Source organism: Streptomyces sp. NPDC032940, from assembly GCF_040636935.1.
Lineage (GTDB): Bacteria > Actinomycetota > Actinomycetes > Streptomycetales > Streptomycetaceae > Streptomyces.
The window spans coordinates 403,089-418,755 of the sequence record NZ_JBEZVJ010000002.1 but is presented as its reverse complement, the minus strand read 5'-3'; the positions used below and the strand labels follow the sequence as shown (position 1 = coordinate 418,755).

The window sequence follows — 15,667 nt, the reverse complement described above, 5'->3', positions numbered from 1 at the left end:
GGCGCCTGCCCGTTCGTCCGGTCGGGGACAGGGCAGGCGCCGTCAGTGTTCCGCACGCCTTTGTGCGGGACGACTGTGTGGTCGCCGTCAGACCGCCAGTGCGCGGTCGGTCGGGCGGATCGGGGCCGGCAGGTCGCTGGCCCCGGTCAGGAAGCGGTCCGCGCCGCGCGCGGCGGAGCGGCCCTCGGCGATCGCCCAGACGATGAGCGACTGGCCGCGGCCGGCGTCACCGGCGACGAACACACCCGGCACATTGGTCTGGAAGTCGGCGTCCCGGGCGATGTTACCGCGTTCGTCGAGCTCCAGGCCGAACTGGTCGACGAGGCCGTTCTCCCGGTCCGTGCCGGTGAAGCCCATGGCGAGGGTGACCAGCTGGGCGGGGATCTTGCGCTCGGTGCCCGGCTTCGGGGTCAGCTTGCCCTCGACGAACTCGACCTCGCTCATGTGCAGCCACTGGACGTTGCCGTCCTCGTCGCCCTCGAAGTGGGTCGTGGAGACCGCGTAGACGCGCTCGCCGCCCTCCTCGTGGGCGCTGGTGACCTTGTAGAGCATCGGGAAGGTCGGCCAGGGCTGGGTGACCGGGTTCCGCTCCTCGCCCGGCCGGGGCATGATCTCCAGCTGGGTGACGGATGCCGCGCCCTGGCGGTGGGCGGTGCCCACGCAGTCGGCGCCGGTGTCGCCGCCGCCGATGACGACGACGTGCTTGCCCTCGGCGGAGATGGGTGCGGTGACGTAGTCGCCCTCCTGGACCTTGTTGGCCAGGGGGAGGTACTCCATCGCCTGGTGGATGCCCTTGAGTTCGCGGCCGGGCACAGGCAGGTCGCGGGCGGTGGTGGCGCCCGCGGCGATGACGACGGCGTCGTAGCGCTTCTTCAGGTCGGTCGCCTTGAGGTCGCGGCCGATCTCGACGCCGGTGCGGAAGCGGGTGCCCTCCGCGCGCATCTGCTCTATGCGGCGGTTGATGTGCCGCTTCTCCATCTTGAACTCGGGGATGCCGTAGCGCAGCAGGCCGCCGATGCGGTCCGCGCGCTCGTACACGGCGACGGTGTGGCCGGCCCGGGTCAGCTGCTGGGCGGCGGCCAGGCCCGCGGGGCCCGAGCCGATGACGGCGACGGTCTTGCCGGACAGGCGCTCGGGGATCTGCGGGGCGACGTCCCCGGTCTCCCACGCCTTGTCGATGATGGAGACCTCGACGTTCTTGATGGTGACCGGCGGCTGGTTGATGCCGAGCACGCACGCGGACTCGCACGGCGCCGGGCACAGGCGGCCGGTGAACTCCGGGAAGTTGTTGGTGGCGTGCAGGCGCTCCTGCGCCGCCGACCAGTCCTCGCGGTAGGCGTAGTCGTTCCACTCGGGGATCAGGTTCCCGAGCGGACAGCCGTTGTGGCAGAACGGGATGCCGCAGTCCATGCACCGGCTGGCCTGCTTGCTGATGATCGGCAGCAGGGAGCCGGGGACGTAGACCTCGTTCCAGTCCTTGACGCGCTCCTGGACGGGCCGGGTCTTGGCGACCTCGCGGCCGTGGTTCAGGAAGCCCTTGGGATCAGCCATTGGTCGCCGCCTCCATCATCTTCTCGGTGATCTCGGTCTCGGAGAGACCGGCTCGCTCGGCGGCGTCCTTGGCGGCGAGCACTGCCTTGTACGTACGGGGGATGATCTTGCTGAAGCGCTCCACGGCGGCCAGCCAGTCGGCGAGCAGCTTCTCGGCGACCGTGGACCCGGTCTCCTCGGCGTGGCGGCGCACCACGTCGTGCAGCCACTCCTTGTCCGTGTCGTCCAGGGCCTCGACGGCGTCGAGGTTGCCGACGTTGACGTTGTCCCGGTCGAGGTCGATCACGTAGGCGACGCCGCCGGACATGCCGGCCGCGAAGTTGCGCCCGGTCTCGCCGAGGACGACCGCGTGGCCGCCGGTCATGTACTCGCAGCCGTGGTCGCCCACGCCCTCGGAGACGACCAGCGCGCCGGAGTTGCGGACGCAGAAGCGCTCGCCGACCTTGCCGCGCAGGAACATCTCTCCGCCGGTGGCGCCGTAGCCGATGGTGTTGCCGGCGATGGTGGAGTACTCGGCGAGGTGGTCGGCGCCCCGGTCGGGGCGGACGACGATACGGCCGCCGGAGAGGCCCTTGCCGACGTAGTCGTTGGCGTCGCCCTCCAGGCGCAGCGTGATGCCGCGCGGGACGAAGGCGCCGAAGGACTGGCCGGCGGAGCCGGTGAAGGTGATGTCGACGGTGTCGTCGGGCAGGCCCGCGCCGCCGAACTTCTTCGTCACCTCGTGGCCGAGCATGGTGCCGACCGTGCGGTTGATGTTGCGGATGGCGACCTGGGCGCGCACCGGCGCGGCGTCGGTGGCGTCCGTGGCACCGAGCGCGTCCGAGGCGAGCTTGATCAGCTCGTTGTCCAGGGCCTTCTCGAGGCCGTGGTCCTGGCCGACGGCCTGGTGGCGCACGGCGCCCTCGGGCAGCTCGGGCACGTGGAAGAGCGGGGCCAGGTCCAGGCCCTGCGCCTTCCAGTGGTTCACGGCGCGGGTGACGTCGAGGGTCTCGGCGTGGCCGACGGCCTCCTCGATGGAGCGGAAGCCCAGCTCGGCGAGGATCTCGCGGACCTCTTCGGCGATGAACTTGAAGAAGTTCACGACGTACTCGGCCTTGCCGGAGAACCGGTCGCGCAGCACCGGGTTCTGGGTGGCGATGCCGACCGGGCAGGTGTCCAGGTGGCAGACGCGCATCATGACGCAGCCGGAGACGACCAGCGGCGCGGTCGCGAAGCCGAACTCCTCGGCGCCGAGCAGCGCGGCGATGACGACGTCGCGGCCGGTCTTGAGCTGGCCGTCGGTCTGGACGACGATGCGGTCGCGCAGGCCGTTGAGCAGCAGGGTCTGCTGGGTCTCGGCGAGGCCGAGCTCCCAGGGGCCGCCCGCGTGCTTGAGCGAGGTCAGCGGCGAGGCGCCCGTGCCGCCGTCGTGGCCGGAGATCAGCACGACGTCCGCGTGGGCCTTGGAGACGCCCGCGGCGACGGTGCCGACGCCGACCTCGGAGACCAGCTTGACGTGGATGCGCGCCTGGGGGTTGGCGTTCTTCAGGTCGTGGATGAGCTGGGCGAGGTCCTCGATGGAGTAGATGTCGTGGTGCGGCGGCGGGGAGATGAGGCCCACGCCGGGCGTCGAGTGACGCGTCTTGGCGACCCACGGGTAGACCTTGTGGCCGGGCAGCTGGCCGCCCTCACCGGGCTTGGCGCCCTGGGCCATCTTGATCTGGATGTCGTCCGCGTTGACCAGGTACTCGCTGGTGACGCCGAAGCGGCCGGAGGCGACCTGCTTGATCGAGGAGCGGCGCGCCGGGTCGTACAGGCGCTCCGGGTCCTCGCCGCCCTCACCGGTGTTGGACTTGCCGCCCAGCTGGTTCATGGCGATGGCGAGCGTCTCGTGCGCCTCCTGGGAGATGGAGCCGTACGACATGGCGCCGGTGGAGAAGCGCTTGACGATCTCGGAGACGGGCTCGACCTCGTCGACGGAGATCGGCTGCCGGTCGCTCTTGAAGCCGAACAGGCCGCGCAGCGTCATCAGCCGCTCGGACTGCTCGTTCACGCGCTCGGTGTACTTCTTGAAGATCTCGTACTTGCCCGCGCGGGTGGAGTGCTGGAGGCGGAAGACCGTCTCCGGGTCGAACAGGTGGGGCTCGCCCTCGCGGCGCCACTGGTACTCGCCGCCGATCTCCAGCGCCCGGTGCGCGGGCGCGATGCCGCTGGCCGGGTAGGCCTTGGCGTGGCGGGCGGCGACCTCCTTGGCGACGACGTCGATGCCGACGCCGCCGATCTTGGTGGCGGTGCCGTTGAAGTACTTCTCCACGAAGGCCTCGTCGAGACCGACGGCCTCGAAGACCTGGGCGCCGCGGTAGGAGGCGACGGTGGAGATGCCCATCTTCGACATGACCTTGAGGACGCCCTTGCCGAGGGCGTAGATCAGGTTGCGGATGGCCTGCTCGGGCTCGGCACCCGGCAGGAAGGTTCCGGCGCGGACCAGGTCCTCGACGGACTCCATCGCCAGGTACGGGTTGACGGCGGCGGCGCCGTAGCCGATGAGCAGCGCGACGTGGTGGACCTCGCGGACGTCGCCGGCCTCGACCAGCAGGCCCACCTGGGTGCGCTGCTTGGTGCGGATGAGGTGGTGGTGGACGGCCGCGGTGAGCAGCAGCGACGGGATCGGGGCGTGCTCGGCGTCCGAGTGGCGGTCGGAGAGGACGATCAGCCGGGCGCCGTTCTCGATGGCGGCGTCGGCCTCGGCGCAGATCTCCTCTATGCGCGCGGCCAGCGCGTCGCCGCCGCCGTGCACCCGGTACAGACCGGAGAGGGTCGCGGCCTTGAAGCCGGGCATGTCGCCGTCGGCGTTGATGTGGATGAGCTTGGCCAGCTCGTCGTTGTCGATGACCGGGAAGGGCAGCAGGACGCTGCGGCAGGAGGCGGCCGTCGGGTCCAGCAGGTTGCCCTGGGGGCCGAGCGAGGAGCGCAGGGAGGTGACCAGTTCCTCGCGGATCGCGTCCAGCGGCGGGTTGGTGACCTGGGCGAAGAGCTGCGTGAAGTAGTCGAAGAGCAGCCGGGGGCGCTCGGACAGCGCGGCGATCGGCGAGTCGGTGCCCATGGAGCCGATCGGCTCGGCGCCGGCCTTGGCCATCGGCGCGAGGATGACGCGCAGCTCCTCCTCGGTGTACCCGAAGGTCTGCTGGCGGCGGGTGACCGAGGCGTGGGTGTGCACGATGTGCTCGCGCTCGGGCAGGTCGGACAGCTCGATCTCGCCGGCTTCGACCCATTCGGCGTACGGCTGCTCCGCCGCGAGGGCGGCCTTGATCTCGTCGTCCTCGATGATGCGGTGCTCGGCGGTGTCCACGAGGAACATGCGGCCGGGCTGGAGGCGGCCCTTGCGGACGACCTTGGCCGGGTCGATGTCGAGGACGCCGACCTCGGAGCCGAGGACGACGAGGCCGTCGTCGGTGACCCAGTAGCGGCCGGGACGCAGGCCGTTGCGGTCGAGGACCGCGCCGACCTGGGTGCCGTCGGTGAAGGTGACGCAGGCGGGGCCGTCCCAGGGCTCCATCATCGTGGAGTGGAACTGGTAGAAGGCGCGCCGGTCCGGGTCCATGGAGTCGTGGTTCTCCCACGCCTCCGGGATCATCATCAGCACGGAGTGCGGCAGCGAGCGCCCGCCGAGGTGCAGCAGCTCCAGGACCTCGTCGAAGGATGCGGAGTCCGAGGCGTCCGGCGTACAGATCGGGAAGAGCCGCTCCAGGTCCGAGGAGGAGCCGAAGACGTCGGAGACGAGCTGGGACTCGCGGGCGACCATCCAGTTGCGGTTGCCCTTGACCGTGTTGATCTCGCCGTTGTGCGCGACGAAGCGGTACGGGTGGGCGAGCGGCCACGACGGGAAGGTGTTCGTGGAGAACCGGGAGTGCACGAGCGCGATCGCGGACGCGAAGCGGCGGTCGGACAGGTCCGGGAAGAAGGGCTCCAGCTGGCCGGTGGTCAGCATGCCCTTGTAGACGATGGTCCGCGCGGACAGCGACGGGAAGTAGACGCCCACCTCGCGCTCGGCGCGCTTGCGCAGCGCGAAGGCGCGGCGGTCGAGGGCGATGCCCTGGGAGACCCCGTCGGTCACGAAGATCTGACGGAAGGCCGGCATGGTCGAACGGGCGGTGGCGCCGAGCAGCTGCGGGGCGACGGGGACCTCGCGCCAGCCGAGGACGGTGAGGCCCTCCTCGGCGGCGATCGTCTCGATCCGCGCGGCGGCGTCCTCGGTGCCGTCGACCGGCAGAAAGGCGATGCCGACGGCGTACGCCCCGGCCTCGGGCAGTTCGAATCCGGCCACCTCGCGGAAGAAGGCGTCCGGCACCTGGGAGAGGATGCCCGCACCGTCGCCCGAGTCGGGCTCGGAGCCGGTGGCGCCGCGGTGCTCGAGGTTGCGCAGCACGGTGAGTGCCTGGTCGACCAGGGTGTGGGACGCCTCGCCCGTGAGGGTGGCGACGAAGCCGACGCCGCAGGCGTCGTGCTCGTTGCGGGGGTCGTACATACCCTGCGCAGCAGGGCGAGCATCCATGAAGGACCAGTTCTGGCCATTCGCGGAATGCTGGGACGGCTGGCGCGGCGTACGCATCGGCTCTCCCGTCGTCGTCAGGTGGCATGGGGCAAAGTGCCGAGGGACGACGTTGGCCCTCTGCTGGAGTGCAAAATTTGATGCAGGTTACATGATGGAGCGGTTCTCGTTGACCGGGATAATCCGTTCCACCATGCGGACATCGCAGGGGTCCGGACAGGGGTATCCGGTCCCGGCGACGGAAGCTGTGGGGACCGGAGCGGACAGGTCGGTGTCCGTCGGTCCAGGGGGCGGAGGGGGCGTCGTCGCCCACCCCGCGCGTGCACGGCAGGCGTCGTTGCCCACAGCGCTTACGGCTCATGCCCGGTGGTCACGCACTCGAAACCAGCGAGTAACGACTACTTATGCGGCCTGACGCATAAGTTCGAGCCGGGCTATCCTACGGCCGTTCCGAACAGGCCGCCCAGGACGTACGTCACACCGGCCGCCGCACCGCCCAGCGCGAGCTGCCGCAGCCCGCTGAACCACCAGCTGCGCGCCGTCACCCTGGCCACCACCGCGCCGCACAGGAACAGGCCGGCCAGCGCCAGCAGCACGGCGGGCCACAGCGCACTGGCGCCGAGCAGGAAGGGCAGGACGGGCAGCAGGGCGCCGACGGCGAACGAACCGAAGGACGACACGGCCGCGACCAGCGGCGACGGCAGGTCGCCGGGGTCGATGCCCAGCTCCTCGCGGGCATGGATCTCCAGGGCCTGCTCCGGGTCGCGGGACAGCTGCCGGGCGACCTCGCGGGCGAGCTCCGGCTCGACGCCCCGCGCCTCGTAGAGGGCGGCCAGCTCGGCCTCCTCGTCCTTCGGGAACCTCTTCAGCTCCCGGCGCTCGACGGCCAGCTCGGCCTCGACGAGCTCGCGCTGCGAGGCGACGGAGGTGTACTCGCCGGCCGCCATGGAGAAGGCGCCGGCGGCGAGGCCCGCGAGACCGCTGAGCACGACGGTCTGCTGACCGGCCGCACCGCCGGCGACGCCGGTGATCAGGGCGAGGTTGGAGACCAGCCCGTCCATCGCGCCGAAGACGGCGGGGCGCAGCCAGCCGCCGTTCACGTCGCGGTGTGTGTGGTTGTCACGATGCGCCACATGCAGCGCCGCCTCGGTCTCGATGATGGCCACGGATGATCCCCCACGAATCTGTTTGGACGGGTTCTACTTTTCGACAACGCCAAATGTACGGCGGTCATTTCCGTCTCGCCAGCAAGGAAAGGCTGGGCTTACCTGCACTTTTACGCTCGGACGCTCATCCGTGATCATGCTCGCCCATATGTCGACCGGGTGACGCTGGGGCGTGTGAGGCTGCGCCGCGAGCCGCACCGGGGACAGTTCCGCAAAGGGCTGTGCGCCTCTTCGGGCGCCGCCTGAGAGGAGAGGCCGCATGGCATCCACCGCCTGCATTCCCTCGGTCCCCGCCCCGGGGGACGCCGCCGGGCTCCGCGAACGGGCGCGCGGCGCACTGCTCGGTCTGGCCGTCGGGGACGCCCTCGGGGCACCGGCGGAGAACCTGAAGCCCTCCGAGATCCGCGCCCGCTGGGGCCGCATCACGGGATACGTGGCGGAGCGGCCGTCCGGCACGGACGACACGGAGTACGCGATCTTCTCGGGGCTGCTGCTGGCCCGGCACGGCTCTGCCCTCACCCCGGCCCATGTGGAGGCGGCCTGGCACGAGTGGATCGCGGACCGGGAGGAGGGGCCCTTCCGGGGTGCGGGCTTCAGCGAGCGCGGCACGCTGGAGAACCTGCGCCGCGGGCTGGCCGCCCCCGTCTCCGCCCAGCACCGCCACGCCTGGAGCGACGGACTGGCCATGCGGGCCGCACCGCACGGCGTCTTCGCGGCCGGCCGTCCCGCCGAGGCGGCCCGGCTGGTGGCGATCGACGGCTCGGTCAGCCACGACGGCGAGGGCATCTACGGTGGCCAGGCGGTGGCCGCGGGGGTCGCGGCGGCGATGACGGGGGCGCCGGCCGTCGCGGTGGTGGCCTCGGCGCTGGCGGTGGTGCCGGACGACTCCTGGACGGCCCGCTGTCTGCGCCGCGCGATGACGGCGGCCCACCTCGGCGAACGCGCGGTGCGCTCCGCGGTGGTCATCGGCGGTTACCCCTGGACGGACCTCGCCCCCGAGGCGGTCGCCCTCGCCTTCGGGGCCTTCGCGGCGGCCGACGGGGACTTCACGGACGCGGTGCTGACGGCCGTGAACATGGGCCGCGACGCGGACACCACGGCGGCGGTGGCGGGCGCGCTGGCCGGGGCGAGCCGGGGCCTCTCGGCCATCCCGCCCGAGTGGGCCGCGGCCATCGGCCCGGCGCGCGGCACCTGCCTGCCGGCGATGAGCGGCCACCACGTACTGGACATCGCGGACCTCCTGGTACCGGCCGCGCGCCCGCCGGACAGCGGGGCCGCCGCCCCACCCGCACGAGTCGACGCGGGCCCTCCGGAGCGCGCCGCCACCGGCCGGCCCACCCGGGGCGACCCCGCCGAGCGGCCGTCACGAGGGGGCGGCACGGACCGGCGCACGGGGAGCGGCGCCGCCGGCGAGCACGCCGGCGCGGTGGGGGTGTGGCCGTGACCCGCTCCCGTTCGGCCGGCGAGGAACCGGCCACCACGGCGTACGTCGCCACCTCGGACGATGTGGACCAGCCCACCGCCGGCAGCCCGCACCGCCCCGAACCCCAGGCCCTCACCACGGCCGCCGGCACCGGCCGGACCAGCCCTCCAGCGCCCACCCGTCCCGGCGCGCCGCGGCCGGCCCCGCCCGCCCCCGAACGCACCGGCCCGGCGGCGCCCGCCGATCTGCGGCGGGTCGAGGGGCTGCTGCTCGGGCTCGCCGCCGGGGACGCGGCGGGGTGGCCCGCCGCCCGGCACCGGGCGGCGCGGATGCCCGAGTGGACGCGGCGTCTCACCCGCGAGCTGGACACGTTCGCCGAGCAGAACGCGACCACCACCCTCCCCGTCCCCATCGCGCTGAACCAGAACCCGGAGCCCCTGCGCCTCGGCCCGTCGGACGACGCCGAGTGGGCGGCGTTCGCGGCGGAGGCCCTGCTGCGCGCCGGGGACGACGGCGCGCTCGGCGACCTGAGCCGGGAGCGCCGGACCCGCGCCGCGATCGACCTCACCTGGAACGCCGCCGCCAGCGAGGTCGCCGCCGCGGCGGACCGCGCCCCCGAGGTCGAGTCGGCGGTGCTGCCGCTGCGCGCCCGCATCTCGGTGCGGGCCGGTCTCGGCAACCTCGCCACCGGCCTGCGCCCGCCCGCCACCGGCCACGACAACCCGCACTACTTCGACGACGCCGCCTGCGTCCGGGCCTGCGTCCTCGCCGTCGCCCACCCCGGCGCCCCGCGCCTCGCCGCCGACCTCGCCGAGTTCGACGCCCGCTACACCCAGGACGGCGACGGCGTGCACGGCGCCCGGGCCATGGCGGCGGCACTGGCCTGTGCCCTCGGCGGCGGCGACGTGGGGGCCTGCGTGGACGCCGCGCTGGCCGAACTCCCCGAGGAGACCGAGATCGGCCGCAACGCCCGGCAGGCGCTCGCCCTCACCACCGAGGCGGAGAGCGCGTTCGCCCTGGTGCCGCTGCTGGAGCACCAGATCGTCGACCACGTCTACAGCTACGGCGTCGCCGCCGCCGAGACCGTCCCGGTCGCCCTCGCCCTGGCCCGGGCCGCCCGGGGCCGGATCGCCGAGGCCGTGCCGGCGGCGGCCTGCCTCTCCCGGGTAGCCGACTCCGCCCCCGCCCTGGCGGGCGCCCTCACCGGCGCGCTGGGCGGCGGCGCCTCGATCCCCGCGCCCTGGCGCGAGGCCTGCCGCACACTGCCGGGCTGTGTGCTGCCCCGGCTCACCGGCACGGACCTGGTGGAACTCGCCGGGCTCCTGCACGCCACGCAACGGCCCCGACCCGAAGGAGGACGCACACCATGACAGCCCGCACCTCGCAGCACGGCACGGCGAGCCTGGAGGAACGCGTCACCGGCGCCCTCGTCGGCGCGGCCGTCGGCGACGCGCTCGGCGGCCCGGTCGAGGGCTACTCCCCCGAGCAGATCCTCGAACGCCACGGCGGCCGGATCCACGGCGTCGTCGGCCCCTGGAACGGCGACGCCTGGCGCACCGCCCGCCCCATCGCGCCGTACCACAAGGGCGACGGCCACGTCACCGACGACACCCTGATGACCCACGCGCTGGTCCGGGTCTACGCCACGGTCCGCGGCCATCTCGACGCCTACGCGGTCGCCGAGCACCTGGTCCCGGACCTGATGACGCACCCGCGCTGGATCCCGGAGCTGGAGGCGGAGGCGCTCCCGCTCCAGCGGATCTTCCTCGCGGAGAAGTGGCTGGTGGCCAGGATCCACTACGGCCACGTCGACCCGCGCGAGGCCGGCACCGGCAACATCGTCAACTGCGGCGCGGCGATGTACATGGCCCCGGTCGGCCTGGTCAACGCCGCCGCTCCGGCTGCCGCCTACGCCGAGGCGCTGGACGTCGCGGGCGCCCACCAGTCGTCGTACGGCCGTGAGGCGGCCGGGGTCTTCGCGGCGGCCGTCGCCGCGGCCTGCGCTCCCGGCGCCACCCCGGACACGGTGCTGTCGGCTTGTCTCTCCCTGGCGAAGGACGGCACCCGGGCGGCGATCGAGGCGGTCGGCGAGGTGGCCTCGCGGTACTCGGAGTTCGAGCCGGCGCTCGCGCCGCTGCGGGAGGCGGTCGCGCCGTACGACACGGTCGGGCCCGACTACCGGCGCCCCTCCCTCGGCGCCCGTCGCCCGTCCCGGCTGCACGCGATCGAGGAGCTCCCGGTCGCGCTGGGCATGCTGCTGGTGTCCGGCGGCGACTACCGTCACGCGGTGCTCGGCGCGGTCAACTACGGCCGCGACTGCGACTCCATCGCCACCATGGCGGGCGCGCTGGCCGGGGCGCTGGGCTCCCCCGTCCCCGAGGACTGGGCGAAGACGGTCGCGGAGGCGAGCCGCCTGGACCTGTGGGAGCCGGCGACGACACTGACCGAGGTGGCCCGTGAGGTCTTCGCGCGGGACGTCGAGCGGCGCCGCGCCCACGAGCGGGCGTTCACCGCGATCGGAGGCGCGGGATGCTCCGACTGACCTGGGTCCAGCCGGAGGACCTGATCGGCCACGAACTCCGCCAGGCCGCGCTGGACGGCCGGGACGCGTCGGCGGTCGCCGCCCGCTGGCGCGCGGCGGGCGGCCGCGACGCCCCCGACCGGGCGGGCGCGTCCCCCGAGCCGGCCTCCCCGGCCCTGCGTCTGCTGGCGGAGGAGCTGCTGGACGAGTTGGCCGCCCTGCCGAGTGCCTCGGCGGCCGACGAACCGACGGAGCTGGACGCCGTCAGGGCCAGGTGCCCGCGGTGGCCCGCGCCGCGCGCCACCGCGCCCCCGGCCGCGTACACCGAGCGCCTGGAGGCCGCCTGGCTGGGCCGGGCCGCCGGCTGCCTGCTCGGCAAGCCCGTCGAGAAGCTCCCCCTGACCGGCATCCGCCGCCTCGCACAGGCCGCCGGGAACTGGCCGCCGGCCTCGTACTTCACGGCCCGCGGCGTCCCCGACGAGGTGCTCGCCGCACATCCCTGGAACCGCCGCTCCGCGGCCACCTCCCTCGCCGAGAACATCGACGGCATGCCCGAGGACGACGACCTCAACTTCCCTCTCCTGGGCCTCCTGCTCCTCCGGCGCCACGGCCGCGCCTTCACCACCGCCGACGTCGCCCGCGTCTGGCTCGACGAGCTGCCCGCCGGCCGTGTCTTCACCGCCGAGCGCGTCGCCTACCGCAATCTGCTCGCCGGCCTCGAACCTCCGGCCACGGCAAGCCACCGCAATCCCTTCCGCGAGTGGATCGGCGCCCTGATCCGCGCCGACGTGCACGGCTGGACCCACCCCGGCGACCCGGCCGGCGCCGCAGCGCAGGCGCATCGCGACGCGGTCCTCACCCACACCGCGAGCGGCGTCCACGCGGCGATGTTCGCGGCGGCCGTGATCGCCGACGCCGCCACCGGCACCCACGACGTCCACGCCTGCCTGCGCACCGGCCTCTCGGTCGTCCCGCCCGGCTCGCGCCTCGCCGGGGCCGTCCGCCACGCCGTCCGGCTCGCCGGGACGTACGACGACTTCGACACGGTCGTGGACGAGCTGCACGCCACCCACTCCCCCGCCCACCACTGGGTCCACGCCGTCCCCAACACCGCGCTGATCGCCGCCGCCCTCACCCACGCGGACGGCGACTTCGCCGGCTCGGTCTGCCGGGCCGTGTCGGGGGGCTGGGACACCGACTCCAACGGAGCCACCGCCGGCAGCGTCGCCGGCCTGCTCGCCGGTTCCCCGGCCGCCCTGCCCGAGCAGTGGACGGCGCCGCTGAAGAACCGCCTGGCCACGTCGGTGGGCGACTTCGACGGCATCGGCTTCGACACCCTCGCCCACCTCACCCACACGGAGGCCACCCGCTCATGCCCCGGCCCGTCGTGACTCCCCCCGCGCCCCTGCCCGTGCCGGCCCCCCTGGCGGGCCTGCGCGTCCTCGATCTCGCCACCCTCTTCGCGGGCCCGCTCGCCGCCACCCTGCTCGGCGACTTCGGCGCCGACGTCGTCAAGGTCGAGCACCCCACCCGCCCCGACCCCTCCCGGGGTCACGGCCCGTCGAAGGACGGCATCGGCCTGTGGTGGAAGCTGCTGGGCCGCAACAAACGCACCCTCACCCTCGACCTGTCCAAGCCCGGCGGCCGGACCACCCTGCTCCGCCTCGCGGCGACCGCTGACGTGATCATCGAGAACTTCCGCCCGGGCACCCTGGAGAAGTGGGATCTGGGCTGGGACGAGCTGTCCGCGGTCAATCCGCGCCTGGTCCTCGCCCGGGTCACGGCCTTCGGTCAGTTCGGCCCCTATGCGCGCCGCCCCGGCTTCGGCACCCTCGCCGAGGCCATGAGCGGCTTCGCGGCGATGACCGGCGAGCCGGACGCCCCGCCGACCCTGCCTCCGTTCGGGCTGGCCGACTCGATCGCCGCGCTGGCGACCGCGTACGCCGTGATGACGGCCCTGTCCGCCCGTGACCTCACCGGCGAGGGCCAGGTCGTGGACATGGCGATCATCGAGCCCATCCTGACCGTGCTGGGCCCGCAGCCGATCTGGTACGACCAGCTCGGCCACGTCCAGCCGCGCACCGGGAACCGCTCCCAGAACAACGCCCCACGCAACACGTACCGCACCGCCGACGGCACCTGGGTCGCGGTCTCCACCTCCGCGCAGTCGGTCGCCGAACGCGTGATGCATCTGGTGGGCCGCCCGGAGCTGATCGACGAGCCGTGGTTCGCGACGGGCGCCGACCGGGCCCGGCACGCGGACGTGCTGGACGCGGCGGTCGGCGACTGGATCGCCCGGCACACCCGTGCCGACGTGCTCGCCGCCTTCGAGAAGGCGGAGGCGGCCGTCGCCCCGGTACAGGACGTGCGGGACGTGATGGCGGACCCTCAGTACCAGGCCCTCGACACGGTCACCACGGTCGACGATCCCGAGCTGGGGCCGCTGCGCATGCAGAACGTGCTGTTCCGGCTCTCCGTCACCCCCGGCGCGATCCGCTGGGCCGGCCGGCCGCACGGCGCGGACACCGAGGAGGTGCTGACCGAGCTGGGGCTGACCCAGGCGGACGTGAAGGAGCTGCGCGAGGCGGGTGTCGTATGACGGCCCCCGCACTGACCTGGCTGTACGCCCCCGGGGACCGGCCCCGGGTGGTCGCCAAGGCGCTGGCCGCCGGGGCCGACGTGGTGGTGATCGACCTGGAGGACGCGGTCGCCCCCGACCGCAAGGAGTACGCCCGCGCCTGCACCGCCGAGCTGCTCACCGACCCGCAGCCGGTGCCGGTGCACGTGCGGGTGAACGCCCTGGACGGACCGCTGGCCGCCGCGGACCTGGCGGCGGTGGCCGCGCTGCCGGGGCTGGCCGGGCTGCGGCTGCCCAAGGTGACGTCCCCGGGGCAGATCGCCGCCGTCGCCGAGGCGACCGGCGGGCCGCCGCTGTACGCGCTGCTGGAGACGGCCCTGGGAGTGGAACGGGCGTACGCGATCGCCGCCGCCCACCCGTCGCTGCGCGGCATCGCCCTCGGCGAGGCGGATCTCAGCGCCGACCTCGGCGTACGGGGTGACGCGGGCCTGGACTGGTCGCGGGCCCGCGTGGTGGTGGCCGCGCGGGCGGCGGGGCTGGCGCCGCCGTCGCAGACGGTGCATCCGGACACCCGGGACCTGGAGGGTCTCGCGGCGTCCTGCGCGCACGGCCGTGCCCTGGGTTTCCTCGGCCGCGCCGCGATCCACCCGCGTCAGCTGCCGATCATCGAGCGGGCCTACCTGCCGACCGAGCGGGAGCTGGAGGAGGCGGAGACCATCGTCAAGGCGGCCACCGCGCAGCCGGGGGCCCAGGCGCTGCCGGACGGGCGGTTCATCGACGCGGCGGTGGTGGCGACGGCCCGCCGGACGCTGTCCCTGGCCCGGCGTCCCGTCCTCGCCTGAGACACGCCGAGGGCGCCCGGATCCTCCCCGGGCGCCCTCGGTGACGTACGGCGGGCCGTCAGCCCTTGCTGGCCGAGTCGGCGCCGTTCTTCACGTCCTTCACGGCGTCCTCGCCGTCCTTGCCCTCCTCGGAAGGCCCGGCAGCCTCGGTGCCCTTGGCGTCCTCGGGAGTCCCGGCATCCTTCTTCGCGTCGTCCCCGGCGTCCGTGCCGGAGTCCTCGGCACCCGGCTCCACCACGGCCTCCCGGCCCGGCCGCAGCCGCGCCGAGACCACCATGTAGACGACGGCGAGCAGGAACACGAAGAGCGCGGTCCAGTTGTTCAGCCTGAGGCCCAGGATGTGATGGGCGTCGTCGACGCGCATGTACTCGATCCAGAAGCGGCCGGCGCAGTACGCGGCGACGTACAGCGCGAACGCCCGGCCGTGGCCGAGCTTGAAGCGGCGGTCGGCCCAGATGACGAGCAGCGCGACGCCGATGCACCACAGCGACTCGTACAGGAACGTCGGGTGGTACGTGCCCGGCACCCGCCCGTCGGCCGAGGAGGTGATCTTCAGCGCCCAGGGCAGGTCGGTGGGCCGTCCGTACAGCTCCTGGTTGAACCAGTTGCCCCAGCGGCCCAGCGCCTGGGCGAGGGCGATGCCGGGGGCGACGGCGTCGGCGTACGCGGGCATCGGGATGCCCCGGCGCCGGGCGCCGATCCAGGCGCCGAGCGCGCCGAGCGCGATCGCGCCCCAGATGCCGAGGCCGCCCTCCCAGATCTTGAAGGCGTCCACCCAGTCGCGGCCCTCGCTGAAGTACAGCTCGTAGTCCGTGATCACGTGGTAGAGCCGGCCGCCGATCAGGCCGAAGGGAACGGCCCAGACCGCGATGTCGGCCACCGTGCCGGCCCGCCCGCCCCGGGCGATCCAGCGCTTGTTGCCGAGCCAGACGGCAACGAAGACGCCGATGATGATGCAGAACGCATAGCCGCGCAGCGGGATGGGACCGAGGTGCAGCACCCCGCGCGACGGGCTGGGAATGAAGGCAAGTTCCATGGCAGGGTCGACGCTACCGTGT

Annotated in this window: 10 protein-coding genes; 6 read left to right on the top strand and 4 right to left on the bottom strand. The window is 73.6% G+C overall.

The window, feature by feature from the left end; genetic code table 11:
- Positions 1-87 precede the first annotated feature (87 nt).
- The 3 genes from AB0E77_RS04510 to AB0E77_RS04500 form a co-directional block, all read right to left on the bottom strand.
- The gene (locus AB0E77_RS04510) at positions 88-1,551 is read right to left on the bottom strand and encodes a glutamate synthase subunit beta (protein ID WP_361565380.1); all 1,464 of its coding nucleotides are present in this window, start codon (positions 1,549-1,551) and stop codon (positions 88-90) included.
- A complete protein-coding gene (gene gltB / locus AB0E77_RS04505; RefSeq protein ID WP_361565378.1) occupies positions 1,544-6,082 on the bottom strand; it encodes a glutamate synthase large subunit in 4,539 nt (1,512 codons plus the stop codon). Before gltB ends, AB0E77_RS04510 begins: the two co-directional genes overlap by 8 nt.
- 431 nt (positions 6,083-6,513) lie before the next feature.
- Entirely contained in the window at positions 6,514-7,245 is a 732-nt protein-coding gene (locus AB0E77_RS04500) for a VIT1/CCC1 transporter family protein (protein WP_361565375.1), read from the bottom strand.
- A 259-nt stretch (positions 7,246-7,504) separates the two neighbouring features.
- Here AB0E77_RS04500 and AB0E77_RS04495 point away from each other — a divergent pair, with 259 nt between their 5' ends.
- The 6 genes from AB0E77_RS04495 (at position 7,505) to AB0E77_RS04470 (ending at position 14,609) form a co-directional block, all read left to right on the top strand.
- The gene (locus AB0E77_RS04495) at positions 7,505-8,689 is read left to right on the top strand and encodes an ADP-ribosylglycohydrolase family protein (protein WP_361565373.1); all 1,185 of its coding nucleotides are present in this window, start codon (positions 7,505-7,507) and stop codon (positions 8,687-8,689) included.
- A gap of 224 nt (positions 8,690-8,913) precedes the next feature.
- Positions 8,914-10,038 carry an ADP-ribosylglycohydrolase family protein gene (locus tag AB0E77_RS04490; protein WP_361565622.1) on the top strand — a complete coding sequence of 375 codons (1,125 nt, stop codon included), beginning with the start codon at positions 8,914-8,916 and terminating at the stop codon, positions 10,036-10,038.
- A complete protein-coding gene (locus AB0E77_RS04485; protein ID WP_361565370.1) occupies positions 10,035-11,210 on the top strand; it encodes an ADP-ribosylglycohydrolase family protein in 1,176 nt (391 codons plus the stop codon). The genes AB0E77_RS04490 and AB0E77_RS04485 overlap by 4 nt, the downstream gene beginning before the upstream one ends.
- Entirely contained in the window at positions 11,198-12,580 is a 1,383-nt protein-coding gene (locus AB0E77_RS04480) for an ADP-ribosylglycohydrolase family protein (protein WP_361565367.1), read from the top strand. The genes AB0E77_RS04485 and AB0E77_RS04480 overlap by 13 nt, the downstream gene beginning before the upstream one ends.
- Entirely contained in the window at positions 12,562-13,788 is a 1,227-nt protein-coding gene (locus AB0E77_RS04475) for a CoA transferase (protein ID WP_361565364.1), read from the top strand. The genes AB0E77_RS04480 and AB0E77_RS04475 overlap by 19 nt, the downstream gene beginning before the upstream one ends.
- A complete protein-coding gene (locus tag AB0E77_RS04470) occupies positions 13,785-14,609 on the top strand; it encodes a CoA ester lyase (protein WP_361565362.1) in 825 nt (274 codons plus the stop codon). Before AB0E77_RS04475 ends, AB0E77_RS04470 begins: the two co-directional genes overlap by 4 nt.
- Positions 14,610-14,667: 58 nt before the next feature.
- Here the strand turns inward: AB0E77_RS04470 and lgt are convergent, their stop codons facing one another.
- Positions 14,668-15,645, bottom strand: coding sequence for a prolipoprotein diacylglyceryl transferase (gene lgt, locus AB0E77_RS04465; protein WP_361565359.1), 978 nt, complete (start codon positions 15,643-15,645; stop codon positions 14,668-14,670).
- Between the last annotated feature and the right edge of the window lie 22 nt (positions 15,646-15,667).